This window comes from Pinirhizobacter sp. (genome assembly GCF_036499745.1).
In the GTDB taxonomy this organism is placed as follows: domain Bacteria; phylum Pseudomonadota; class Gammaproteobacteria; order Xanthomonadales; family Rhodanobacteraceae; genus Pinirhizobacter.
In genome coordinates this window covers 23771-47544 of the sequence record NZ_DASYDG010000019.1, presented here as the reverse complement: position 1 = coordinate 47544, position 23774 = coordinate 23771, and the positions used below count along the sequence as shown (strand labels likewise).

The 23774-nt window shown below is 64.7% G+C and carries 24 protein-coding genes; 8 read left to right on the top strand and 16 right to left on the bottom strand.

Annotated features, from left to right (window positions below; genetic code table 11):
* Positions 1-14: 14 nt before the first annotated feature.
* Positions 15-617, top strand: a complete 603-nt coding sequence (locus VGM61_RS07055) for a TetR/AcrR family transcriptional regulator (RefSeq protein WP_331522048.1) — start codon at positions 15-17, stop codon at positions 615-617.
* Here the strand turns inward: VGM61_RS07055 and VGM61_RS07050 are convergent.
* The 4 genes from VGM61_RS07050 to VGM61_RS07035 all read right to left on the bottom strand — a co-directional run bounded on the left by VGM61_RS07050 (position 610) and on the right by VGM61_RS07035 (position 3044).
* Positions 610-1296 carry an HAD family hydrolase gene (locus VGM61_RS07050; RefSeq protein WP_331522047.1) on the bottom strand — a complete coding sequence of 229 codons (687 nt, stop codon included), beginning with the start codon at positions 1294-1296 and terminating at the stop codon, positions 610-612. The two genes, VGM61_RS07055 and VGM61_RS07050, sit on opposite strands and share 8 nt — an antisense overlap.
* Before the next feature lie 9 nt (positions 1297-1305).
* The gene (locus VGM61_RS07045) at positions 1306-2478 is read right to left on the bottom strand and encodes a serine hydrolase (protein ID WP_331522046.1); all 1173 of its coding nucleotides are present in this window, start codon (positions 2476-2478) and stop codon (positions 1306-1308) included.
* A gap of 75 nt (positions 2479-2553) precedes the next feature.
* Positions 2554-2694 (bottom strand): hypothetical protein, encoded by a 141-nt coding sequence (locus VGM61_RS07040; RefSeq protein ID WP_331522045.1) that lies wholly within the window; start codon positions 2692-2694, stop codon positions 2554-2556.
* A gap of 116 nt (positions 2695-2810) precedes the next feature.
* On the bottom strand, positions 2811-3044 hold the full coding sequence (locus VGM61_RS07035; RefSeq protein ID WP_331522044.1) for a hypothetical protein: 234 nt from the start codon (positions 3042-3044) through the stop codon (positions 2811-2813).
* A 103-nt stretch (positions 3045-3147) separates the two neighbouring features.
* Between VGM61_RS07035 and VGM61_RS07030 the strand changes: the two genes are divergently transcribed.
* From VGM61_RS07030 to VGM61_RS07005, 6 genes are all read left to right on the top strand, one after another.
* A complete protein-coding gene (locus tag VGM61_RS07030) occupies positions 3148-4038 on the top strand; it encodes a LysR substrate-binding domain-containing protein (RefSeq protein ID WP_331522043.1) in 891 nt (296 codons plus the stop codon).
* A gap of 132 nt (positions 4039-4170) precedes the next feature.
* A complete protein-coding gene (locus VGM61_RS07025) occupies positions 4171-5478 on the top strand; it encodes an ABC transporter permease (RefSeq protein ID WP_331522042.1) in 1308 nt (435 codons plus the stop codon).
* Positions 5479-5488: 10 nt separating this feature from the next.
* On the top strand, positions 5489-6718 hold the full coding sequence (locus VGM61_RS07020) for an ABC transporter permease (RefSeq protein ID WP_331522041.1): 1230 nt from the start codon (positions 5489-5491) through the stop codon (positions 6716-6718).
* 93 nt (positions 6719-6811) lie between these two features.
* Positions 6812-7873, top strand: coding sequence for a bifunctional DNA-binding transcriptional regulator/O6-methylguanine-DNA methyltransferase Ada (gene ada, locus VGM61_RS07015; protein WP_331522040.1), 1062 nt, complete (start codon positions 6812-6814; stop codon positions 7871-7873).
* On the top strand, positions 7870-8532 hold the full coding sequence (gene alkB, locus VGM61_RS07010) for a DNA oxidative demethylase AlkB (RefSeq protein WP_331522039.1): 663 nt from the start codon (positions 7870-7872) through the stop codon (positions 8530-8532). Before ada ends, alkB begins: the two co-directional genes overlap by 4 nt.
* A 123-nt stretch (positions 8533-8655) precedes the next feature.
* Positions 8656-10467: a DUF3300 domain-containing protein gene (locus tag VGM61_RS07005; protein WP_331522038.1), complete on the top strand. Its 1812-nt coding sequence runs from the start codon at positions 8656-8658 to the stop codon at positions 10465-10467.
* A 58-nt stretch (positions 10468-10525) separates the two neighbouring features.
* Here VGM61_RS07005 and VGM61_RS07000 read toward each other — a convergent pair whose 3' ends face one another.
* From VGM61_RS07000 to rpoZ, 7 genes are all read right to left on the bottom strand, one after another.
* Positions 10526-11818 carry a citrate synthase gene (locus VGM61_RS07000; RefSeq protein ID WP_331522037.1) on the bottom strand — a complete coding sequence of 431 codons (1293 nt, stop codon included), beginning with the start codon at positions 11816-11818 and terminating at the stop codon, positions 10526-10528.
* Positions 11819-12066: 248 nt separating this feature from the next.
* Positions 12067-12324 (bottom strand): type B 50S ribosomal protein L31, encoded by a 258-nt coding sequence (locus VGM61_RS06995; protein WP_331522036.1) that lies wholly within the window; start codon positions 12322-12324, stop codon positions 12067-12069.
* Positions 12325-12390: 66 nt separating this feature from the next.
* On the bottom strand, positions 12391-13320 hold the full coding sequence (locus VGM61_RS06990) for a nucleoside hydrolase (RefSeq protein ID WP_331522035.1): 930 nt from the start codon (positions 13318-13320) through the stop codon (positions 12391-12393).
* Between the two features lie 84 nt (positions 13321-13404).
* A complete protein-coding gene (recG, locus tag VGM61_RS06985; protein WP_414694813.1) occupies positions 13405-15504 on the bottom strand; it encodes an ATP-dependent DNA helicase RecG in 2100 nt (699 codons plus the stop codon).
* Between the two features lie 3 nt (positions 15505-15507).
* A complete protein-coding gene (locus tag VGM61_RS06980) occupies positions 15508-15891 on the bottom strand; it encodes a RidA family protein (RefSeq protein ID WP_331522033.1) in 384 nt (127 codons plus the stop codon).
* A 67-nt stretch (positions 15892-15958) separates the two neighbouring features.
* The gene (locus tag VGM61_RS06975) at positions 15959-18127 is read right to left on the bottom strand and encodes a bifunctional (p)ppGpp synthetase/guanosine-3',5'-bis(diphosphate) 3'-pyrophosphohydrolase (RefSeq protein ID WP_331522032.1); all 2169 of its coding nucleotides are present in this window, start codon (positions 18125-18127) and stop codon (positions 15959-15961) included.
* A gap of 112 nt (positions 18128-18239) precedes the next feature.
* Positions 18240-18530: a DNA-directed RNA polymerase subunit omega gene (gene rpoZ / locus VGM61_RS06970; RefSeq protein ID WP_331522030.1), complete on the bottom strand. Its 291-nt coding sequence runs from the start codon at positions 18528-18530 to the stop codon at positions 18240-18242.
* Positions 18531-18714: 184 nt separating this feature from the next.
* Here rpoZ and VGM61_RS06965 point away from each other — a divergent pair, with 184 nt between their 5' ends.
* Complete coding sequence (locus VGM61_RS06965) at positions 18715-19530, top strand: VacJ family lipoprotein (RefSeq protein WP_331522029.1); 816 nt, start codon at positions 18715-18717, stop codon at positions 19528-19530.
* 619 nt (positions 19531-20149) lie between these two features.
* Here VGM61_RS06965 and VGM61_RS06960 read toward each other — a convergent pair.
* Genes VGM61_RS06960 through VGM61_RS06940 form a run of 5 tightly spaced genes read right to left on the bottom strand, consistent with a single transcriptional unit; the run spans position 20150 to position 23703 of the window.
* Positions 20150-20461 (bottom strand): STAS domain-containing protein, encoded by a 312-nt coding sequence (locus tag VGM61_RS06960; RefSeq protein ID WP_331522028.1) that lies wholly within the window; start codon positions 20459-20461, stop codon positions 20150-20152.
* Complete coding sequence (locus tag VGM61_RS06955; RefSeq protein WP_331522027.1) at positions 20451-21119, bottom strand: ABC transporter substrate-binding protein; 669 nt, start codon at positions 21117-21119, stop codon at positions 20451-20453. The genes VGM61_RS06960 and VGM61_RS06955 overlap by 11 nt, the downstream gene beginning before the upstream one ends.
* 37 nt (positions 21120-21156) lie before the next feature.
* Entirely contained in the window at positions 21157-22056 is a 900-nt protein-coding gene (gene mlaD, locus VGM61_RS06950) for an outer membrane lipid asymmetry maintenance protein MlaD (protein ID WP_331522026.1), read from the bottom strand.
* 43 nt (positions 22057-22099) lie between these two features.
* Positions 22100-22873 carry a lipid asymmetry maintenance ABC transporter permease subunit MlaE gene (gene mlaE / locus VGM61_RS06945; RefSeq protein WP_331522025.1) on the bottom strand — a complete coding sequence of 258 codons (774 nt, stop codon included), beginning with the start codon at positions 22871-22873 and terminating at the stop codon, positions 22100-22102.
* Positions 22870-23703 (bottom strand): ABC transporter ATP-binding protein, encoded by an 834-nt coding sequence (locus VGM61_RS06940; RefSeq protein WP_331522024.1) that lies wholly within the window; start codon positions 23701-23703, stop codon positions 22870-22872. The genes mlaE and VGM61_RS06940 overlap by 4 nt, the downstream gene beginning before the upstream one ends.
* Between the last annotated feature and the right edge of the window lie 71 nt (positions 23704-23774).

Here is a 23774-nt window from a genome sequence, read left to right as displayed (position 1 = left end):
ACGAAGACAACCCCATGAGTCCGGTCGCGATGGCTGACCTCACCGCGAAGGCGAAAATTCGCCATGTGGCGCTTGGCTTGTTCGCCAAGAAAGGTTTCGCCGCCACCTCGATGCGCATGGTGGCGCAGAAGGCCGGCGTGTCGCCCGCCCTGATCGCGCACCACTACGGCAGCAAGGACGGCCTGCGGACGGCCGTCGACCAGGCTGTATTGCATGCTTTCGGCGCGGAATTCGAGGGGGTGGAGGTCAAAGGCCCTTCCACCGAGATCGCCACGCGCTTTGGCCATGCCATCAACAAGGTGGTGATCCACGATCAGGATGTACGTAGCTACATCCGCCGCTCGTTCCTCGACGATGCACTGTCGGGGCGGTCGAACCTGCTCGATGCCTTGCTGGAAATGGTCGCCCGCACGCTCGACCGGATGCAGTCGGCAGGCATGCTGCGCCAGGCTGAGGACACCACCTGGCGCGCCATGCAGGTGTTGCTGGTGGTGTTCGGGCCGACCATCTTTGAACCGGCCCTGCAGTCGCGCATGCCGCAGCTATTCGGTGAGAAGGCCGTGGAACAACGCTTGCGCGCCAATGTCGGCCTGTTCGAGCGCGGGATCTTCAAGTAACCGAAAGGCGCCCGGACAGGAATCGCCCGCGGTCGATGGCGGCAAGGCCACCGATGTCCTGGATAACGATGTCCGGCGGGTTGGTGGCCAGGAGGGCGTCCGAGTCTGCCGCGTAATGTCCCTGGCGCACGAATACGGTGGTAAGCCGGGTTCCGAGTTCAGCCTTCATGGCCACCAGCAGGCGCAGCTTGTCGTCGACCATCACGTAGTGGTCGGCAGGGTAGCGCGCCTGCATCTGGGCCAGCTTGGCTTCCTTGTGCACGTAGATCAACACGCGACCCTGCAGCACGTCCCAAAGGCCCGCGCGTTTGAGTTTGCGCGGCTGGAACACCGCGTCACCATCAGAAAGAACCACCGGCGTGCCCAGCGACTTCAGGTGGGCCAGGGCCGTCAGGGTGTCGGGATAGACGCGCTCGTCGAAGGGATATGACAGCAGCCAATCGGACATCTCGAGAATCCGCGGGTGGTCTTCGAGACCCAACCGGAAGCGCTGCAGGATGCCCAGGTAGTCGGCGAAGCCGTATTGGGCGCGAAGTCCCTTGTCGATGTCGGCCCAGCGCTGTTGTTCCGCAACGCCAAACCGTTCGACGATCGCTTGCGCCAGGTCGGCGCTGTAGCGATCGTTGTCGAGCAGGGTATCGTCGACATCGAGCAAGAAAACAATGGATGGGTCGGTCATGGAACGAGTCTACTTCGTGGATCGGGTTTCCGCGTCCACCCCGGCGGTGACCGCCGCCACAAAAGCGCGGCGGGCGGCGATCTCATCGGGACCGACGGCCGAAGGCCATGCCGCCAATTGCACGATCACCAGGCCGCGTTTCGGGTCGATGTGCATCACCTGGCCAAAGATGCCGATGCCGGTGAAACGGCCATCGTCGTAGGTCCACCACTGGTAGCCATAGCCGATGCCCGGGGTATCCGTGGATGCATGCTTGCGCGTGGCATCAGCCAGGTAGCCTGGAGCAAGCACGCTTTTGCCATTGATCCGGCCGCCGTCAAGGATAAATTGCCCCATGCGCGCGTAGTCGGCCGCCGTAGCCGAGATGCAGCAACCACCCGTCTCGGTGCCATCGGTTTCGTCCTTCAGCCAAACCGCGTCACTGGTCATGCCGTAGGGGCGCCAGATTTTTTCGCCGAGGTACTGCGCAAGCGTCTTGCCCGTGGCCTGGGTAACAAGGATGCCGATGAGGTCGGTCTCGCCGGTTTTGTACACCCACTTGCTGCCAGGGGGAGCTTCGCGACCCAGGGTCTTCATATAGGTCACGAGGGCTGGCTCGCCCGGCACCCGCGGCGCGGAATACATGCGCGCCACGTCGGACTTCGGATCGCTGTAGTCCTCGTTCCAGCGCACACCGGAGGTCATCGAGAGCAACTGGCGGATGTTCACGCCTTCGTAGGCGCTCCCCTTCAGCGCCGGGATGTAGCGAACCACCGGATCGTCGAGCGAATGGATTGAACCGTCAGCGAGTGCCGCGCCCACCAGGGTCGAGGTGAACGACTTGGCTACGGAGAATGATGTCCAGCGCCCCTTGGCGTCGAATCCCAAGCCGTATCGTTCGATGCGCACGCGGCCATGTTGCAACACCATGATCGCGGCTATCTTGTGCGCCCCCATATACGCGTCGAGCGATTGGCCATCGGGCCAGCGTGGCTGAAGCGGCTTACCCCTGGGCAAGGCATGCACATGGTTTCCGTGCACCACCGTGTTGCCCGCGAAGATCGCGGGCATGTCGCGGAAATGGGCCTCGCACTCGGCCTGCGACCAGAACAGTACGTCGGTACGGCGCGCCTTGTCCTGTGCGTGAACGCCGACCGGGCTAGCCAAAACCAGTGCGGCGAACAGGTAACCAATCATCTTCATGGGCGTGTCGGCCAAACGGGAACGCGCCATCTTAAAGGCAAGTGGCCCACGCCGAACGCAACGGCAAGGTGGTTTTTACGGTCGTGTCACCGGTGGCGTATCCGCACCCGGCGGGCGCGTTTCCTGATGGGTGAGGCTCTTGTAAAGACCGGTGCCGATGATCAGCAACAGCGCTACGATAAACACGATGAGCGCCGCCCTGCGATGGTTGTTCATACCCCAACTATCCGCCAGCCCGTGTCGGTACGCCATGAAACATTGCCGTTGCGCAGACCCATAAGGGTCGGAGTCATAGTGCGGCTGCCTACCGTCCCGCCACCCAGGATCCGCCGTCAGCGCAGCCCCAGGATCATCCAGTGCGACGGGGCACCGGAAGGACGCAGGGCGGTGATGCCAGTGACCTTTTTCGCAGCCTCCCGGGGCGCCCCAACCTTTTCCCGCTTGGCTGGCCTGGACGGTTTCGTCGGTTGCACGATTGTCTCGGGTAGATCCGCCAGTCGCCTGGCCAAGGCCACGTCGGTGATATGCCCGTGCATAAAGGCAAGGTTCGTGAAGATCGATGCCATGTCCAATCTCCTTCAAGGGGTAAGTTCTTGGCGCTCACGATAGGCCGCACTCCACCGGGCCGGAAGCGATATATTCGCCGTACCGCCTTGAGGAATATTCAAGATGTCGATCCCGCTGATGCAACTGCACCGCTTCGTCACGGCGGCCCGGCTGGGCAATCTCACCCGTGCCGCCGAACAGTCGAACCTGACGGTAAGCGCCTTGAGCCACCAGATTCGCCAGCTGGAGGAACGGCTTGATCGCCCGCTGTTCTCACGTGGACCACGCGGGGTCGTCCTTACCGAGGAAGGCCGGGCCCTGCTCGAATCGGTGGGCGGCCACTTCGATGGCATCGAGCGCGCCATCGCCGGCTACCGTAAGCGGCGGGCGGAAGTAGTCACCATCTCCGCGGTACCTGGTGTGGTGACAGGTTGGCTGCTGCCCCGGTTGCCCGACCTCGTCGCGCGCCATCCAGAGCTCGAACTGAACCTGCAGTCGAGCAACGACATGGTCGATTTCGAACGCGATGTCGTGGACGCCGGTATCCGCTACGGCATGGGGCAGTGGCCCGGTGTCCACGTTGAACGCCTGTTCGGCGAGTGGATGGTACCGGTGGCGACGCCAGGGCTGATCGACCGCTTCAGTGGCCTGGACCCGGACGACATGGCCAGCTGGCCCCTACTGGGCGATCCATCGGATCGCTGGACGCGCTGGTTCGCCACGCACGGCGGCTCGCCACCGGTTCGCTACGTCGCCCGCTTCGACACCTCCGAAGCCCTGCAGCGCGCAGCCATGGAAGGCGTGGGCGTGGCCCTCGGACGCATGGTGATGGCGCGCCCGCTGATCGCCTCGGGCACGTTGCGCCAGATCGGCGGCCGACACATGGTGACTGCGGAATCGTATTTCCTGGCGAGATCCCCTCGCGCCGTCGATCATGCCGGTTTCACCACATTCCGCGCCTGGCTGTTCGAACAGGCGCAGGCGTACCGCGCCGATGCGGAACTGGCTCGCTAGGCACTCGCGTTGTCCGTGTCCGAGCGGATTAGTGTCCGCGGACATCATCTCCGTGACTGAACATCGCAGCCGGACTTGGCCACGCACTGGCACGCACCGTGCAGATCCCACGTTGAAGAAAGGGAGCACGGCATGTTCGCGCATTACCTCGGGCTGGCCGCCCGCAGCCTGGCACGGAATGCGGGCCTCACCACGCTGATGGTCGTGGCGGTGGGCATTGGCATCGGCGCCAGCATGACGATGATCACCGTGGTCCACGTGATCTCGGGCGACCCCCTGCCCGCCCGCAGCGCTCATTTGTACATCCCGCACCTGGATCCGCGACCGAAAGACGCCTCGGACAACCTTCCCACTGACGACTTGAGCTGGCCCGACGCGCAGGCACTGATGCGCGGCGGCGGCGCCAGCCTGCAGGCGATGATGAGCGATGGACTGGTGATGGTGCGCAATAGCCCGTCAGAACCCGCCGCGCACGCTTCCTATGAATCCGCGCGCTACACCACGCCGGGATTCTTCCAGCTGTTTGGCGTGCCCCTGGTCCAGGGCCGGGGCTTCGACGAGGCGGAGGAAAGCGCACGGGCGCAGGTGGCGGTGATCGACGCCACATTGAGCCAGCGCCTGTTCGGTACGTCTCAGGGTGTAGGCCGTGCGCTGCGCATAGGCGAGGCGAACTACACCGTCATCGGCATCAACGATGCGTGGAATCCGCAGCCCATGTTCTACAAGGATCTCGGCGCTGGGCACGGCTTTGGCGAGCCGGAGGTGATCTTCCTTCCGCTTTCCACGGCCATGGCAAACCACCTCAATGCCGGGCACACCGCGTGCTGGGCCAAGGTTCCCGATGCCGCCGACACACTGACCAGTCCTGACTGTTCCTGGCTACAGCTATGGGTGGAACTAGCCGATGCCGGCGCCGTCGCGCGCTATCGTCAGTTCCTGGACAACTACTGGCAACACGAACGGGCGCGCGGTCGCTTCACGCGCCATGTACCTCCCGAGCTCTTCGATCTGCGCCAATGGCTCGCACGCGCCAAGCTGGCTCCCGGCGACGTGCAATTGCAGCTGTGGCTTTCGATCGGCTTCCTGGTGGTGTGCCTGGTGAACATTGTGGCGCTGCTGATGGCCAAGTTCCTGCGCCGCAGTGCGGAGATCAGCGTACGCCGCGCGCTGGGTGCGACGCGCCGCGCCATCTTCGCGCAGTTCGCCATGGAGGCGTGGCTAGTGGGCATCGGCGGTGCGCTGCTCGGCGTTCTCGTGGCGGGCGCGGGACTGTGGACGGTGCGGCAACGTCCCGATGATTACGCCCGCCTGGCACACATGGACCTGACCACGCTGTTTTACACCGTGACCCTTGCCATGGGCGCCACCGTGCTGGCCGGACTGCTGCCCGCGTGGCGCGCCTGCCGCGTGGCCCCTGCATTGCAGTTGAAGAGCCTGTAGGAACACGGACATGATCGCGCCCATCCTTGCCAGCCTCAGCCGCCACCGCGCCACCACGACGCTGCTGGCCCTGCAGGTAGCACTGACCTGCGCGGTGGTCTGCAACGCCACGGCCATGCTGGTCGACCGCCTGGCAATCATGTCCCCGGTGACCGGCCTGGCTGAAGATCGGCTGGTCGTCATTCCCGACGTTGCCACGCACGTGGACCATCTCGTCGCCCGCCACCAAGACGACCTTGCGCGGTTGCGCACGATACCCGGCGTGGTCGCCGCCACTGCGATGGAAAGCCTTCCCCTTTCGCATTCGTCATTCGGCATGGGTATCCGGTCGACGCCGCCAGGCCCGGATGCGGGCGCGGAAGTGGTGGCCAGCGTGTATGCCGGATCCGCTGGCACCTTGCGGACACTTGGCCTTGATCTGGTGGCCGGACGCACCTTCAACGCCACCGACTTCGTACCGGCTTCGGCATCAGCCGGCGAGAGCGACTTCCTGAAACTGCATGCCGTCGTTGTCACCCGGGCACTGGCGCATCGCTTGTGGGGTGACACCACGCCGGTGCAATCCATCGTCGGCAGGAAGCTGTACCGCGATGGGCATCCCGTGGAGGTCGTCGGTGTGATCGACCGCTTGCTCGTACCTGAGCCGGGCGCCGAAGCGGACGAGAACCTCAGCATGCTGCTGCCGATCCAGCCGGGGGGAAACTGGACGATGTTCGTGCTCAACACCGCGCCGGAACTGCGCGGACGCGTGCTTAAGGACGCCGTGGACGCACTCAATGCCTCCGATCCCGAGCGCATCGTGCGCAACGCGGATACCTACGAAGGCATGCGTGGGGAATATTTTCGCCGCGACCGCACCATGGTCGGGTTGCTGATCGCTTCTGCTCTAGGGCTTCTCTTCGTGACCGGCCTGGGCGTGGCAGGACTGGCGAGTTTCTGGGTGCAGCAGCGTATCCGGCAAATTGGCATCCGGCGCGCCATCGGTGCCACGCGTGGGCAGATCCGTCGGCACTTCCACCTGGAGAACGGCATCATCGTGGCCGCGGGTTGCGCCGCCGGTACCTTAATGGCCCTGGGCCTGAACCTATGGCTGATGCAGCGCTACGAACTGCCTCGGCTGCCGCTGGGCTATCTGGGCCTAGGAATGGCCACCCTACTCGTGGTGGGGCAGATGGCGGTCTATGGCGCCGCGCGGCGGGCCTCGACCATCACGCCGGTGGCCGCCATCCGTTCGGCCTGACCCTCGGCAGGGAATTCGACCGCAAGGCCCGGAGTGGCCCGGGTGCCTTGCCCGGGGAAGATGGCGCCATCATATTCAACCGATGAGGTCGCCATGAAGACGCAACCCGCTACCACGCCCAACGACCCGCGCTGGACCGCCGTGCAGTCGCGCGATGCCTCAGCGGACGGCACATTCTGGTATTCGGTGCGAACGACCGGTGTGTATTGCAGGCCTTCGTGCGGTTCACGTGCTCCGCTGCGCGAAAACGTCGCCTTCCACGCCACTCGGGAAGAGGCCGAGCATGCCGGATTCCGTCCATGCAAGCGCTGCAAGCCCGACGGCCCATCGCAGGCCGAGCGCCAGGCCACGCTAGTGGCGGCGGCCTGCCGAACTATCGAGGCTGCCGAAAGCATGCCCACGCTTGAAGTACTGGCAAGGCAGGCTGGACTTAGCCCGTTCCACTTCCAGCGCATGTTCAAGGCCGTGGCCGGTGTGACGCCGCGACAGTACGGCGCGGCCCATCGAGGCCAGCGCATGCGCCAGGAGCTTGGCCATGCCGCGCGTGTCACCGACGCCATCTACGAGGCTGGTTATGGCTCGAGCAGCCGCTTCTACGAAACGGCCACCGACGAGCTGGGCATGACCGCCAGCCGCTTCCGCCGCGGTGGCGAAGAAACCCATATCCGTTTTGCCGTGGGGCAATGTTCGTTGGGCGCCATCCTGGTGGCACGCAGCGACCAGGGCATCTGCGCCATTACCCTTGGCGATGATCCCGACGTGCTGGTCCGCCAGTTGCAGGACCGTTTCCCCAACGCCGAACTCGTCGGCGACGACCGCGACTTCGACCGTGTCGTGGCGCAGGTAGTTGGCTTTGTCGAGGCTCCCAGCAAGGGCCTGGACCTGCCACTCGACATCCGTGGCACGGCCTTCCAGCGCCGCGTTTGGCAAGCCCTGCGTGATATTCCCGCCGGCGAGACGGCCAGCTATACGGACATCGCCCACAGGATCGGCGCGCCCGCGTCGGTGCGGGCGGTGGCAGGCGCCTGTGCGGCGAATCATCTCGCCGTGGCCGTTCCCTGCCATCGCGTGGTACGCAACGATGGTGCCCTGTCGGGCTATCGCTGGGGCGTGGAGCGAAAGCGTGCGCTGCTCGAACGCGAAGGCCGCGGGTGAATTCCGACTTGTTCGCAGGTTTCGTGGAGCGGCGGGACGAACCCCTGGCCGATGGCGCATGGGTGCTGCGCGGTTTCGCCTTGGAGATTGGCCAGGCACTCGTGCAGGACATCCATGCGGTGGCCGAGAGCGCGCCATTCCGCCACCTTGTCACGCCTGGCGGGTTCACCATGTCGGTGGCGATGACCAATTGCGGACGGCTAGGCTGGTGCAGTGATCGTCGTGGCTACCGCTATGACCGGATCGACCCCATCACCGGCAAGCCATGGCCGGCGATGCCCGAACGTTTCGCCCGGTTGGCTGCCGATGCCGCGGCCCATGCCGGCTATGCCGACTTCGACCCGGACGCTTGCCTGGTCAACCGCTACACACCGGGCAGCCGCTTGACCCTGCACCAGGACCGCGACGAACGCGACAGTAGCCAGCCCATCGTGTCGGTTTCCCTTGGCGTGCCGGCCACTTTCCAGTTCGGCGGCAACGAACGCGCGGGGCCGAAGCAACGGGTGCCGCTGTTGCACGGCGACGTGGTGGTCTGGGGCGGTCCTTCGCGCCTGGCGTACCACGGCGTCGGACCCTTGAAGGAAGCATTACATCCCCTTACCGGGAATTATCGCTTCAACATTACCTTCCGTGCGGCACGCTGGAAGGCTGAAGGCTGACCAAACGCCGGCTTGGCGGCCGCGGTCCGAGCAAGCGTGCAGTCACTTTCTTGCTATCAAGCTTGGGCACGCATCCAAACCGTGATGGTGTTTTCCCCCAGGGGAATAAAGGGAGTGACTTCGATGGGCAAGGCAAGTCGGCTGGGTTTCCTTCGCTGGACCACGCTTTACGTGGCCATCGCCGCCGTTACGGCGTGTCATTCCGATGGCGACAGCGCCATGGCCGCCACGGATCCGCAGGCCGGCACCGCGGCGTCGACGCCCGTGGTGCAGCCGCCACCGGCCCAGGACAATGCCCCGCAGAATCAGGACCAGGGTGGACAACCCACTGCCGATGAGCTCTACCAGCTGGTGTCACCCATCGCATTGTTCCCCGACAAACTCGTAGCGCAGACGCTGGCCGCATCCACGTACCCCGACCAGGTAAGTTCCGCCAATTCCTGGATGGCCGAACACAACGGCGAGAAACCCGATGCCCTGCAGGATGAAGCCAGCCAGCAGCCCTGGGACCCGAGCGTCAAGTCATTGACCGCTTTCCCCGCCGTGCTCGACCAGCTGGCGCGCAACATCGACTGGACCACGTCGCTGGGCCAGGCCTATGCAAACGATCCCAACGACGTGCTCAACGCGATCCAGGTGATGCGCCAGCGCGCCCAGGCGAAGGGAAACCTGAAGTCCACGCCGCAACAGAAGGTGGAAGTGGTAGACAGTTCCAGCTACCAGCCGCCGCAGTACGCCGACGATGGCACGGTCTATGAGGAAAGCAGCACCACCATCATCGGGCCGCCACCGCAGACCATCGTGATCGAGCCGGCGGAAGAAGACGTGGTGTACGTGCCCAGCTACGATCCTGCCGTGGTGTACGGCGAAACCGACTACGTTTACCCCGGTTATGCCTGGCGTCCGGCGCCGCGCTTCACTACTGGCGAGATCATTGCCACCGGCGCCATCGCCTTCACGGCCGGCGTGCTGATCGCCAGTGCCTTTGATCATCACCATGATCGCCGCGATTACGGCTGGCACGCCTGGAACGTGAACTGGGGCGCCCGTCACGGCGGCCCCGGCCCGGGCGGTGGTTACCGTGGACCGCGTCCGGCGGTGGTCTACAACAACCATACCTATGTCACCCGCCGTACGGTGATCAACAATCACGTCAACAACGTCACCATCAACCGCAATAGCAACAACACCATCGACAATCGCGGCCGCCAGGATCATAACGGCCAGGCCAACCGGTTTGCGCCGCAAGCGGGCGCACGGCCGGGCTTGCCGAATGCCGGCGCGAATAATCCGCATGTCGTACCCGCTACAGGCCATCGCCCGGGTGCTCCCAACGGCCATCCCGACTTCGCCCACATGCAGCGGCCAAATTTCACGTCGCAGATGATCCAACAGCACGCCCAGCCGGCCGACCGTGGACGACCGGGCACGGCGCCGGCTGCGGGACGTCCGGGCCGGCCGAACGTCGCCCAGGGACATGCACCGCCACCGATCGGCCCGGCGAATCCCATTCACAACACGATGCAGGATTCGCATCGCGATCGCAGCTTCGGCCAGCCGGCCAACGTGGCCGGCCAACAACCACATACGCCGGGCAACGGCATCGCGCCGACGCCCCATGCGTCGCCACAGCAGCGTTTCACCGACCGGCCGCAGCCCCAGCCCCGGCACGTGGATCCGACGCCACATGCGCAGCCCGGCAGCCAGGGCCTCCAGCCACGCGCGGAACCGGCAAGGCACCAAGCGGCACGACCGAATATCGCCGCTCCGTCACGGACGTCCTTCGAACAACACCAGGCACCCCGCGCCAACGTCCAGCAACCGCGCGTGGAACAGCACGCAGCACCGCGACCACAGCAGCAGCGCCACGAGGCCCCGCGAAGCAATGGCGGCCATCCGCCGCCCCACAACGACAAGAAAAAAGATAATCACTGACGCAAAAAGAAACCCGCCTTGAGGCGGGTTTCTTTTTTACAGTGCCTGGCGGCGAAACTTAGCGCTTGCCCGCCGGGTAATCGCGTGTATCGGCGCCGATGTAGATCTGACGCGGACGGCCGATGCGCGACCCGGGGGTTTCGTGCTGCTCGATCCAGTGGGCGATCCAGCCGGACGTGCGCGCGATGGCGAACATCACGGTGAACATCTCGGTGGGAATGCCCAGCGCCTTGTAGATCAGGCCGGAATAGAAATCGACGTTCGGGTACAGCTTGCGCTCAACGAAGTAGTCGTCCTTGAGCGCGGCTTCTTCGAGCTTCAGGGCAACATCGAGCAGCGGATCGTTGACACCGAGCTCATTGAGCACCTTGTGGCACATCTCGCGGATGATCTTGGCGCGCGGGTCGAAATTCTTGTATACGCGGTGACCGAAGCCCATCAGGCGGAAGCTGTCGTTCTTGTCCTTGGCACGCTTGACGGCCGTCTCGACGTTATCGGGCGAGCCAATCTCGTTGAGCTGCTTGAGCACCGCCTCGTTGGCACCGCCATGGGCCGGACCCCACAGCGCGGTGATGCCGGCGGCGATCGACGCGTAGGGATTGGCACCGGTGGAGCCCACCAGGCGCACCGTGGAGGTGGAGGCATTCTGCTCGTGGTCGGCGTGCAGGATGAACAGCAGATCCAGCGCCTTGGCGGCCACCGGGTTCAGCTCCAGCGGCTCGCTGGGAACTTCGAACATCATGTGCAGGAAGCGCTCGACGTACTCGAGGTTGTTGCGCGGATAACGCAGTGGCCAACCCACCGAATACCGGAAGCACGCCGCTGCGATGGTCGGCATCTTGGCGATCAGACGCACGGCGGCGAGCTTGCGATCGGCCGGATCGTCAACGTTGAGGTCGTCGTGATAGAAGGCCGACAGCGAAGCGACGGAAGCGGCCAGGATGGCCATCGGGTGCGCGTCGTGGTGGAAGCCCTTGAAGAAGTCCTTCAGGGACTCGTGCATCATCGTGTGATGCGTGATGTCGTGCTCGAAGCTGGAGAACTGCTCCTTGTTCGGCAATTCGCCGTTGAGCAGTAGATAGGACGTTTCCAGGAAGGTGGACTTCTCAGCCAGCTGCTCGATCGGGTAACCGCGGTAGAGCAGGATGCCGGCGTCGCCATCAATGTAGGTAATGGCGCTCTTGGTGCTGGCGGTGCTGCCGTAACCCGGGTCGTAGGTGAAGTGGCCGGTGTCCTTGTACAGCGTGGCGATGTCGATGCACTCGGGCCCGAGCGTACCGCCCACCAGCGGCAGCTGGCTTGAGCGCTTGTTGGACTCGTCGACGAGGTTCACGATCTTGGCGTCGGACACGGCGTGCTCCTTGGTTCGCCGGGAACGAAGGCAAGGCCCCGCTACCGGTGTTGGTATGTGGGAAGCCGCCTGGGGAGGGGCGGCCGCGCATGCCCGGGGGCAATGCATCGAGGCATTATCGCATATCGACCCAGGGAACATGCGTTGGCGCATGGTCGCAGCCAGGCGCAAAAAAACACGGGGCAGGCCCATGGCCCGCCCCGCGTTGGTACACCATGTCCGCCGCCCCGCAGGCGGCGCGTGGTGTCTTAGCTTTTCTTGCCGGCCGCAGCCAGGCGCTGACGGAACTTATCCACACGACCGCCGACGTCGAGCGTCTTCTGCTTGCCCGTGTAGAACGGGTGCGAATGGCTGGAGATATCGACCTTGATCAGCGGGTATTCGTTACCGTCTTCCCACTTCACGGTTTCCTTGGAGGACATCGTGGAACGGGTAAGGAAGGAGAATTCCGAGGAAAGATCCTGGAAAACCACCGGGTGGTACTTGGGATGGGCGTCTTGTTTCATGATATTGACTCGAATGCGGGGCGAAAAGAGCGGCATTGTACCGCCCTGCCCCTGGTGCCGCAACTTTCAGGCCCCCAGCGCCCGGGCGATCATGGCCCCGAATCGGTCCTGGTCCACGTCCAGCACGATCCGCGCATTCGGGGCATGGCCAAGCCGGCGGTGCCAATCGACCACGGTCGCGCCCCGGGTAAGGCGCCCATCCAGTTCGATGGCGACATGACGGGTTTCCGCCCGGGTAATGATGGCCGGGTCCAGCGCCACGGCCATGGCCAGCGCGTCGGCGGCGATGAAGCCGCGGCGCTCGTGGCGCGAGTTGTATGCCCTGGCCACCTGGAAGATCTTGCCAAATAGCTCTGCCCGGGCATCACCGGCAGCGAGCCAGGCCTCGAGCAGGTGGTCGTCGAAGGCGTGCCGCACAGTGGCTTCCCAATCGACCAGGTCGAACATGCCGAAGGCTTCGAACACCACGTGGGCAGCCTCGGGGTCGAAACCGATGTTGAACTCTGCCGGCACACGACCGGTATTGCCCTGGCCGGTAACGGCGCCCCCCATGATCACAAGGCGCTTGACCCTTTCAGGCAGAGTCGGATCCAGCCGCACGGCCAGGGCGAGGTTGGTGAGCGGGCCAAGGGCCACCAGCGTGAGTTGACCGGGGCGTTCGCGGGTCAGCCGCAACAGGGCCAGCGCCGCATGTTCGTCTTTTGCCCGCGTAGCGGGCTCCGGGTATCCGACATCGCCGAAACCATCCTTGCCATGGACGAAGGCGGCGTCTTCGTCGGGCATGCGCACCAATGGCGTAGCGCATCCGGGGAACACCGGTGTGTCCGACCTGAGCACGTCCACCAGCCGGCAGGCGTTGCGCACCGTGTGCTCCAGGCCGACATTACCCGCGGCGACGGTGAGCGCGGCCACATCGGCGTGTGCATGGGCCATGAGGATCGCCAGGGCATCATCGACACCGGGGTCGGTGTCGATCAGGAGCTGCGGCTGGGTCATCGGGACTTCCGGTGGCGGCGAAATGACCTCGCAGGATACCGCGCGCCGGGTCGGCATTGAACGGCCATTCCCGGCCGGCCGAATTCACGCATGGACATAGCGCGCGGCTTCGCCGACCCAACGGGCGACCAGGCGCGCAGCCAGCGCAGGATAGCCTTCGAGTAGTTGCTCACCCACCTCGTGCACGGCGGGCAGCATGTCGGCATCGCGCGCAAGGTCGGCGATGCGAAACTGCAATTGGCCGGTCTGCCGCGTCCCGAGCACCTCGCCGGGACCGCGCAGTTCCAGGTCTTTTTCGGCAATGCGAAAGCCGTCGTTGGTCTGACGCATCACCTGCAGCCGTTCCTTGGCCAACAGCGACAACGGCGTGCGGTACAACAGCACGCAATTGGACACCACGCTGCCACGGCCGACGCGGCCGCGCAGCTGGTGCAACTGGGCCAGACCCAGGCGCTCGGCGTTCTCGATCACCATCAGGCTGGCATTGGGCACATCCACGCCTACCTCGATCACCGTGGTGGCCACCAGCACGGCGATGCCGCCGGCCTTGAAAGCGTCCATCGTGGCCAGCTTGTCCTTCGGCTTCATGCGTCCGTGGATCAGCGCGACCGGCACGCCCACCAGGGCCGCACTCAGTTCCGCGTGCGCCACTTCGGCGGCTTGCGCATCGAGCTGTTCGGATTCTTCGATCAGGGTGCACACCCAATACACCTGCCGCCCTTCCGCGCAGGCCACCCGGATGCGTTCCACCACTTCTTCGCGGCGTGCACTGGACACCGCTACCGTCACCACCGGCGTGCGGCCCGGCGGCAATTCATCGATGGAAGAAACGTCGAGGTCTGCATAGGCGCTCATGGCCAGGGTACGCGGGATCGGCGTAGCGGTGAGCACCAGTTGGTGAGGCACCATGTCGCCTTCGGCGCCCTTGTCGCGCAGGGCCAGGCGCTGGTGAACGCCGAAGCGGTGTTGTTCGTCCACGATCACCAGGCCAAGCTTGTCGAACACCACGCCCTCCTGCATCAGCGCATGCGTGCCCACCACCACGTGCGCACCGCCGGCAGTGCGCTCGAGCGCCGCCTTGCGCGCCCTGCCCTGCACCTTGCCGGCAAGCCATTGCACTTCCAGGCCCAGGGGCTCCAGCCAGGCGCGGAAGTTGCGCAGGTGTTGCTCGGCCAGAAGCTCGGTGGGCGCCATCAGCGCCACCTGATAACCACTCTCCACCGCGGCGAGCGCAGCAAGCGCCGCCACGATCGTCTTGCCGCTGCCCACATCACCCTGCACCAGGCGCAGCATGGGATGGCCGCGCTTGAGGTCGTCGGCGATCTCGCCAGCCACGCGCTGCTGGGCGCCGGTCAGGCTGAAGGGCAATGAAGCGAGCAAACGATCGGCCAGCACGTGACCGCGCCCCAGCTTCGGCGCACGGCGTGCCTTCACCTGCGCACGCATACGGCGCAGGGTGAGGTGCTGGGTGAGCAATTCCTCGAAGGCCAGGCGGCGCTGCATCGGGTGGCGACCCTGTTCGAGCCGGAGCAAATCCGTATCCGGCGGCGGACGGTGCACGTACATCAGTGCATCGCGCAAGGGAGCCATGTGCAAGGGCTCGAGCAAGACGCGCGGCAACAGTTCAATGCTGTCGTCGTCGGGCAACAATGCCAGCGCCTTGCCGATCACGCTGGCCAGGCGTTTGGGGCCAAGCCCTTCGCCGGTGGGATAGACCGGCGTCAGCCGTTCTTCTACCGCCAGTTCGACATCGGCCTCCACCCGCGTGTATTGAGGATGGATCACCTCCAGGCCAAAACCCACCTGACGCACCTCGCCAAAGCAAAGCAGGCGCGTACCCACTTTAAGCTGTTCTACCTGGCTGCGATGAAAGTGGAAGAAGCGCAGCACGATGGCATCACCGTTGTCGTCGGCCACCATCACCTTCAGTTGGGGCCTGAAGCGGAAGCCGCGCTCGACGTTGGTCACCGTGCCTTCGAACTGTGCCTGCTCACCGTGGCGCAGGTCGCCGATGGCGGCGATGGTGGTGCGATCTTCGTAACGCAGCGGCAGGTGGAACCAGAGGTCCTGCACGGTATTGAGGCCGATGCGCCCCAGGGTGTCGGCGAGCGCCGGCCCGACACCCGGCAGTGCCGTCACCGGCAGCTGCGCGGAATCCGTGGCAGGGGTCGCCGTCACACGCAAGGGTCAGGACAACACCATCACCGCATCCACCTCGACCTGGGCGCCTTTGGGCAGGCCCGAGACCTCGATGGTTGACCGGGCCGGGTACGGCTGCGCCATGTACTGGGCCATCACGGCGTTCACTGCCGCGAAGTTGCCGAGGTCCGTGACGTAGATGCCCACACGCACGATATCGGCCAGCGAGCCGCCGGCAGCCTTCGCCACCGCGGCGAGGTTGTCGAAGACGCGACGCGTCTGCGCGGTGATGTCACCGGTGACCAGATCGCCGGTGGCAGGGTCAAGTGGAATCTGTCCGGAGAAGTACACCGTGTTACCGGCCTTCACGGCCTGCGAATAAGGACCGATGGCGCCCGGCGCGTCGGTGGTGGCGATAATTTCTTTGGCCATGGGAAAAACCTGCCTTGGGGGAACACCAAGGATCGCATGGCCACGCCCGGCAAGCGAGTCGGTGCCCCTACAGCGGATGCCGATACACGCCGCTGACCACGCCGGTGCGACGCACCCGGCGCATGACCTCGGCAAGATGGGTGCGGCTGCGTACCTCAATGGCGAACAGCAAGGTGGCGGCGCTGGTGTCGCGCTCGATGTACTCGACGTTCTCGATGTTCGATTCGGCCGCGGCGATAGCGGCTGCCACCGTGGCCAGCACACCTGGGCGGTTCAATACCTCGATGCGCAACTGTGCACGGTAATCGCCACTGACATCGCGATCCCATTCGATGGCGACGCAACGCTCGGGAGATTTCCGGAACTCCACCATGTTCGGGCATTCCACCCGGTGCACCACGATGCCCTTGCCCGACGAGAGGTAGCCGACGATGTCATCACCCGGTAGCGGATGGCAGCAGTTGCCAAAGGTGAGTACGCCGCGCTCGGCGCCGGTGATGCGTATCTTCTCGGCGGGACCGGCATCGGCAACCACCGCTGCCCCGCGCCCGCCCAGTGCGGCGACCAGTTGGGTCGCCACCTGGTCGGGCATGCGATTACCCAGGGCGATGTCGGCCAGAAGTTCTTCCAGCCGCTTGAGCTTGGCGTCGTCCAGGTAACGCTGCAGTGTCGCGGCTGGAACGGCGTCCAGGCTGGTGCCGCGCGCGTCGAGCGCGCGGTCGAGCATGCGGTGGCCGAAGTCGACGGCATCCTCGTGCTGCAAGTGCTTGAGGTACTGGCGGATAGCCGTTCGCGCCTTGCCGGTGACCACCGATTCCAGCCAGGCAGGGTTGGGCACCGCCGACGGTGCGGTGATGATCTCCACCTGTTGGCCGGACACCAGCCGCGTGCGCAGCGGCACCAGTTTTTTATCCACGCGCGCCGCCACGGCGTGATCGCCGACATCCGTATGCACGGCATAGGCGAAGTCGAGCGCGGTGGCGTGCCGCGGCAGGGAGAATATCTCCCCGCGCGGAGTGAACAGATAAACCTCGTCGGGGAAGAGGTCGATCTTGACGTTCTCGAGGAACTCCGCGGCCGATGGCGTATTGGCCTGGCTGTCGGCCAGCGCAGAGAGCCACTCACGAGCACGCGCCTGCGCACTGTTGGACGAGGACGACCCCGTCTTGTACGCCCAGTGGGCGGCCACGCCGCGTTCGGCGACGGAATCCATTTCCGCGGTACGAATCTGGATCTCGATGGGTGCGCCGAAGGGCCCGAGCAACACCGTGTGCAGCGACTGGTAACCGTTCGCCTTCGGAATGGCAATGAAATCCTTGAATCGGCTGTCGACCGGCTTGTACAGGCCGTGCACGGCACCCAACGCCTGGTAGCAGTGCATCGCGGAGTCCGTTACCACCCGGAAACCGTAAACGTCCATCAACTGCGCGAACGATTTGTGCTCGTTGCGCATCTTCGAATAGATGCTCCACGGCGACTTGATGCGACTGATGGCGCGGCCGGGTATGTGGTCAGCGGCCAGGCGTCCTTCGAGGGCCGTTTCGATGCGCGCCATGGCCTCACGCCGGTTACCCAGCGCGGCGCGGATGCGCTCGGAGATCACCCGGTGGCGATCTGGATACATTGCACGGAAACCCAGGTCCTGCAGTTCAGCCTTGAACTTGTTCATGCCCAGGCGCTGGGCGATGGGCGCGTAGATCTCCAGCGTTTCGCGGGCGATGCGCCGGCGGGATTCGGCGTCCTTCGCGCCGAGCGTGCGCATGTTGTGCAGGCGGTCGGACAGCTTGATCAGGATCACGCGCAGGTCGCGTGCCATCGCCAGCAGCATCTTGCGAAAGCTTTCCGCATCGGCTTCGGCGCGGCTGGTGAAGCGCATCTTGTCGAGCTTGGTGACGCCATCGACGAGTTCAGCCACGGTAGCGCCGAATTCGGCTTCAAGCTCCGCGCGCGCCAGCCGGGTGTCTTCGAGCGTGTCGTGCAGGATGGCCGCGATGATGGTTTCGGCATCCAGGCCCAGGTCCGCCAGGATGGTAGCCACGGCCACCGGGTGGGTGATATACGGCTCGCCGGATTTACGCGTCTGCCCTTCGTGCGCCTCGGCGCCGACGATGAAGGCACGGCGAATCCTTGCCACCTGCTCGGCCGGCAGGTAGGTGGATACCTTGTCTTCGAGGGCAAGGACGTAAGGCGGCACGTCGGCGACGGCGCCCAGAGGTGTAAGCGGAGCGACTTCCATGTTCGCTACGGTCGCCTCGTCGGACGACCGTCTCCGTGCAGTTGGCGTGCAGGATCGACTCTCGCGCCTGCCACGCGTGTTTCAGGGGTGGGCTGGCTACAGCCCGGGTCCATCAGTCATCCCCACCCTTGGAGAGGTCATCGTCCACTTCCGTGGCGGCCCACTCCAGGGCTTCGCGCTCAGCGCGTTCTTTCTCGACGCGGTCGATTTCGTCGATCATCGTCATGTTGACGCGATTGCCGGCGATTTCACGCAGGGCGAGCACGGTCGGCTTGTCGTTATGGGCGTCGATGGTGGGCTCGGCACCCTTTTCCAGCTGACGTGCGCGCTTGGTCGCCATGAGCACGAGCTCAAAGCGGTTGTCGACTACCTCGAGGCAGTCTTCGACGGTGATACGGGCCATTTTCTCAAAGTCCTTGACATTAAAGACACTTCTGACGAAGCAGTGTACTGGCCGAGACGCTTGGCTGGCAATGATGGCCGGGGGTATGATGCCCGGTCCCGTGGGGGCGGGTGTTGGCAGATTAGCAAACTACGCGGTACACTAAACAAGGATTTCCCCGTTGCCCTCACCCAAGGCCCCCTCCTTGAACGCCCGATTCCTTCGCCGTGCCTTGCCGGTTTTAGCTTTGGCACTGCTTGCCGGCTGCAAGATCGCGCCGCCCCGCACCGACGACCCCTACGAGAGCTTCAACCGCAAAAGCTACGCGGTGAACGACGCCCTGGACAAGACATTCATCCGTCCGGTGGCCGTAGGCTACCGGAAGGTCACCAACCCGCCGGTGCGCCGCGCGTTCAGTGACTTCTTCACCAATATCCGCATGCCCATCACGGTCGCCAACGACCTGCTGCAGGCCAAGCCGAAGGCTGCCGCGGAAGGTACCGGCCGCTTCCTGGTCAATCTCACCCTGGGCGTGGGCGGCTTCTTCGACCCGGCCAGCCAGCTGGGCCTCCCGCTGGACGAAACCGATTTCGGCATCACCCTGGCCCGCTGGGGCGTGCCGGAAGGCCCGTACCTGGTGATCCCGCTGGTCGGCCCCACGACTGCCCGCGACGTCTGGCGCCTGCCGGTGGACAGCTATTTCTTTGATCCGCTGAGCATCTACTCGCGCAACCACGACTTCAAGGACGGCCAGTACTACCTGCCTCAGGTGATGTACCTGGTAACCCTGCGCTCGCGTGGCATCGATGCGGAGAGCTTCCTGCAGTCGGCCTACGACCCCTACGTGTTCATCCGCGATGCCTACCGCCAGCAGCGCCTGTACACCCTTTACGACGGCAACCCGCCAGCAGAGATCATCCAGCAGATGCAGGGCCTGAACGAAAAGGGTTTCGACCCGGACGAACTCCTGGACGAACAGCACAAGTGGGAAAACCAGCAGAAGAAGCCTGACAACCAGTAAGGTTTTGCTTAGGGTTGCGCGGCGCTCGGGCGTGGTCGCAGGAGCCGGGGGCGATCAGCCTCATCGCTCCGGTTACACCGGCGCTTGGGAGAAGAGGCCGCTGTGCGGCTTTTTCTTATGGCTGCGCCCCGGCGCGCCCGCGCCGCGGGCGGGGGTTTTCGAGGCGGCCTGCGGCCTTCGCGAAAACGGCCGGCTTATGCCGGCCCCCTTCGGGCCTTTTCCGCCCACTGCGCTCGGTTCCACAAGTCGCCGACGAGGCTGATCGCCCCCGGCTCCGATGGACACGCCCGAGCGACGTGCGGCAAGAACATCGGTGGGCGCTGGTGCTGGAAAGGTGCCACATGCAGAACGACTCTGGCCGATCGCAGCGAGCAAGCCCTCCAATTCCAATACGCACTGGGCCTCAATGCTTTCCCCTGTGGACCTCACCGCTCGGGCGTGACGGGCAGTGGGGGCGGGGCGCCGGCGGGTGGCGGCGCTCCGTGCGAAGCCCATCCCGATGGGGGCGCAGCCATCAAATACAGCCGCGTAGCGGCCTCCCCTTCCCGAGGGTCGCTGCAGCCCGGAGCGCCGCCACCCGCCGGCGCCCCGCCCCCACTGCCGGCCACGCCCGAAAGAACTAGCGACTACCCGCCAGCATCGGCTCCACGTCGCTTACGCGTGCCAGGGCGCGCATGCCGTCCGGCATTCGGGCGACGGCAAGGTCGGGAGTTTCGGCCAGGATGGCCAGTACGCAGGCGAGGCCGGCGCTGTCGGCACGGCTGACGCCGCCCAGGTCCAGGGTGGTGGCGTTCGCCTGGCCAATGGCAGCGCGGACATCCGCCAGGGCTTTTTGTGCCGTGGCGAAGGTCAGCTCGCCCGACACCGAGATGGTGTCGGGCGTGTCGCGGGTGACTGCGACGTTTGCCGAGGGAGCGACCTTACTTGCCACCGGCATCCTGCTTCATGGTGTCCAGGGCCTTGTCGCCCTGCGTTTCCAGGCTTGTGATGAGCTTGTCGACGCCGTCCTTGCGGATCTCCGCGTCCACCTGGTTGCGGTAATTGGTGACGTAGGAAATGCCTTCGATGATCACGTCATAGGCTTTCCAGTCGCCTGTCTTCGACTTGCGGAAGGCGTAGTCGACGCTCAATGTCTTGCCATCGTCCAGCACCACCTGGGTGCGCACCACGCTGCGCTTGTTGTCCAGGTCGCCGGTGAACGGCAGCACCTTGACCTTGCCACGGGTGTAGTTCAACAACCCTTCCGCGTAGCGGTGGGTAATGGAGTTGTAGAACGCCTTGGCGAAGCGCTCGCGCTGCTCGGGTGTGGCTTCGCGGGCGTGCTGGCCCAATACCAGGATCGACGCGTAATCGATGTCGAAATGCGGCAGGAACACATCGTCGATCACGGCGATGAGTTTTTCGTGGTCTTTCTGCAGTTCCGCCTGGTGGCCGTCGATGGCCTGGCCAAGCTGGTCGGCGATGGTCTGCACCACGGCCTGCGGGGACTGCTGCTGGGCGCCGGCAGCGGCGGGGGCGTCCTGCGCCACGGCGGGCGCGGCGACGCCTGCAAGCCCGATGGCGACGGCAAAAGCCAGGGAACGCAACATGGGAATCTCCTTGGGGGGTGTGGGTCCGGCCGCGGGCTTATTTCTTGCCCGGGGCCGGTGGGTTCGACTGCTGCGGGTTGGACGGCGACTGCTGCCCATTGCCGGCGTTGTTCTTGTTGTCGCTGGGCGAACCATTGACCAGGAACTTGCCGATAAGGTCTTCCAGCTGCAGCGCCGATTGCGTCAGGACGACCTGGTCGCCGTCCTTGAGCATATCCGGGCTGCCGCCGGGCTGGATCGCAACATACTGGCTACCGATCAAACCGCTGGTGAACACGGCCGCGGCGGAATCGTCCGGGATCTGGTCGTAGCGCTTGTCGATATCGAGCGTGACCACGGCGTCGAGCTTGTCGTTGGTGAGCATCACCTTTCCGACGCTGCCGATGGGCACGCCGGCAAGCTTCACCGTGGCGCCGGGGGTTAGCGAGCCAATGTTCGTGAAGTGGCCCGTCACATGGTACGTACCGCCGATGCGGTCAGGCGCCGAACCGCCACCGAAGAAGCGGCCGAGCATGTCTTCGAGCTGCTGCGCGGGCTTGGTGAGGGCGATGTGGCCGCCTTCATCCAGGGACTTCTTCGAGCTGCCGAACGACAACCCCACGTACTGGTCACCCAGCAGGCCGCTGGTGAAAATGGTGGCTACCGAGTCGTCCGGAATGCCCTTGTATTTCTCGTCGATGGCGAGCTTCACCGTGGCTTCTTCGTGACCGGGGGTGAGTTCGATGGATTTGACCTGGCCGATGCGCACGCCGGCCACCTTCACCGGGGCACGCGGCTTCAACTGGCCGACATTGGCGAACTGGGCATCGACGGTATAGCTGGCACCCTGCCCGGTATTGGCTACCGATGTCGTTTGCGTGGCCAGGTATACCAGGGCAGCAAAGCCGAGCACGATGAACAGGCCAGTGCCCACGGCATAGGAACGTCTCTGGGTCACGGGGCGGTCCTCAGGAAGAAAGAAAGGGAAAAGTTGCGCGCGGTCATACCAGGAAGGCCGTCAGTACGAAGTCGAGCGCCAGGATGGCGATGGATGAGGCGACCACCGTGCGGGTGGTGGCATAGGCCACACCTTCGCTGGTGGGTGGCGTGGTGTAACCCTGGAACACGGCGATCAGGGTGACAACAATGCCGAAGACGAAGCTCTTGACGATGACGCCATGCACGATGTCCTTCCAGACATCAACGGTGGCCGTCATGTTCGACCAGAACGTACCGTTGTCGATGCCCAGCCACGACACGCCCACCAGGTGCCCGCCAAGCACGCCCATGGTGCAGAACATCACGGTGAGCAGTGGCACGGCAACGATACCGGCAAGGAAACGTGGCGCTGCGACATAGGCCAGGGGATCGACTGCCATCATTTCCATGGCATCGATCTGGTCGGTGGCACGCATCAGGCCGATCTCCGCCGTGATGGAAGTGCCAGCACGGCCAGCGAACAGCAACGCGGTGACCACCGGGCCAAGCTCGCGGTAGATGGCGATGGCCACCACCGTACCCGTGGCCGACGTGCCGCCGAAAATCGACAGCACGTCGTAGAGCTGCAGCGCCAGCACCATGCCTACGAACAGACCGCAGGTCATGATGATGGTGAGGCTCATCGCGCCGACGAACCACACCTGGCGAAGTGTTTCGCGGAAGTGCCGGAACGAGCCCGGCACGGCGCCGAGCAGGGTAAGTCCGAACAGGGCGCAGGCGCCGATCTGTGCCAGCGCATTGGACACCACGCCGTTGCGTTCGATGCGCGCGTTCATGCATTCCTCCGCAGGCCCAGTGCCGTGGCGTAGTCGCCGGCGGGATACTGGAAGGGCACCGGGCCGTCGGCCGAACCGCCGAAGAACTGCTTCGTCCATGGCGAGCCATCGTTGGCGAGCGTCGACGGCGCTCCCTGGGCTACTACCTTGCCGTTGGCGATCAGATACACGTGGTCGGCCACCTGCTGCACGGCGGCCAGTTCGTGCGCCACCAGCACGCTGGTAATCCCTAAGGTTTCATTGAGGGTACGGATCAGCTTCAACACCTGGTTCAGTGAAATGGGATCCAGGCCCACGAAGGGTTCGTCGTAGAGGATCAACATCGGATCGAAGACGATCGCCCGGGCCAGCGCCACGCGCCGCGCCATACCGCCGGAAAGCTCCGCCGGCGTGAGCGCCGCTGCACCACGCAAACCCACCGCTTGCAGCTTGGTCAGCACAATGTTGCGCACCAGCACTTCAGGCAACGTAGTGTGCTGGCGCAGCGGGAAGGCCACGTTCTCGAAGACATCGAAGTCCGTGAGAAGGGCTGAATTCTGGAACAGATAACCGATGCGCTCGCGCAGCTCAAAAAGACGCTCGCGGCTTAGGCTTCGAACGTCTTCGCCATCCACGATCACCTGGCCGGCATCGCCGCGCATCTGCCCGGTGATGTGCTTGAGCAGGGTGGTCTTGCCGGTGCCGCTGGGGCCCATGATGGCGGTGACCTTGCCACGCGGGATATCCAGGTCCAGTGAATCGAAGATCTTCTTGCCATTCAAAACCGTGGTGAGGCCGCGCACCTTGACCATGGGTTCGGACTGAGGTGGCGCGGACGGGATTTCGGTCATCAGGACACGCCGGGGCTTGGAAAGAGGGACAAGTTACCGGAAATAGGGGCCGGTCGCCGGAACCACAAGCG

Coding starts and splice junctions, on each gene's coding strand:
- VGM61_RS07055 (WP_331522048.1), top strand. CDS start 15: ATGAGTCCGGTCGCGATGGCTGACCTCACCGCGAAGGCGAAAATTCGC.
- VGM61_RS07050 (WP_331522047.1), bottom strand. CDS start 1,296: ATGACCGACCCATCCATTGTTTTCTTGCTCGATGTCGACGATACCCTG.
- VGM61_RS07045 (WP_331522046.1), bottom strand. CDS start 2,478: ATGAAGATGATTGGTTACCTGTTCGCCGCACTGGTTTTGGCTAGCCCG.
- VGM61_RS07040 (WP_331522045.1), bottom strand. CDS start 2,694: ATGAACAACCATCGCAGGGCGGCGCTCATCGTGTTTATCGTAGCGCTG.
- VGM61_RS07035 (WP_331522044.1), bottom strand. CDS start 3,044: ATGGCATCGATCTTCACGAACCTTGCCTTTATGCACGGGCATATCACC.
- VGM61_RS07030 (WP_331522043.1), top strand. CDS start 3,148: ATGTCGATCCCGCTGATGCAACTGCACCGCTTCGTCACGGCGGCCCGG.
- VGM61_RS07025 (WP_331522042.1), top strand. CDS start 4,171: ATGTTCGCGCATTACCTCGGGCTGGCCGCCCGCAGCCTGGCACGGAAT.
- VGM61_RS07020 (WP_331522041.1), top strand. CDS start 5,489: ATGATCGCGCCCATCCTTGCCAGCCTCAGCCGCCACCGCGCCACCACG.
- ada (WP_331522040.1), top strand. CDS start 6,812: ATGAAGACGCAACCCGCTACCACGCCCAACGACCCGCGCTGGACCGCC.
- VGM61_RS07005 (WP_331522038.1), top strand. CDS start 8,656: ATGGGCAAGGCAAGTCGGCTGGGTTTCCTTCGCTGGACCACGCTTTAC.
- VGM61_RS06995 (WP_331522036.1), bottom strand. CDS start 12,324: ATGAAACAAGACGCCCATCCCAAGTACCACCCGGTGGTTTTCCAGGAT.
- VGM61_RS06990 (WP_331522035.1), bottom strand. CDS start 13,320: ATGACCCAGCCGCAGCTCCTGATCGACACCGACCCCGGTGTCGATGAT.
- VGM61_RS06980 (WP_331522033.1), bottom strand. CDS start 15,891: ATGGCCAAAGAAATTATCGCCACCACCGACGCGCCGGGCGCCATCGGT.
- VGM61_RS06975 (WP_331522032.1), bottom strand. CDS start 18,127: ATGGAAGTCGCTCCGCTTACACCTCTGGGCGCCGTCGCCGACGTGCCG.
- rpoZ (WP_331522030.1), bottom strand. CDS start 18,530: ATGGCCCGTATCACCGTCGAAGACTGCCTCGAGGTAGTCGACAACCGC.
- VGM61_RS06955 (WP_331522027.1), bottom strand. CDS start 21,119: ATGTTGCGTTCCCTGGCTTTTGCCGTCGCCATCGGGCTTGCAGGCGTC.
- mlaE (WP_331522025.1), bottom strand. CDS start 22,873: ATGAACGCGCGCATCGAACGCAACGGCGTGGTGTCCAATGCGCTGGCA.
- VGM61_RS06940 (WP_331522024.1), bottom strand. CDS start 23,703: ATGACCGAAATCCCGTCCGCGCCACCTCAGTCCGAACCCATGGTCAAG.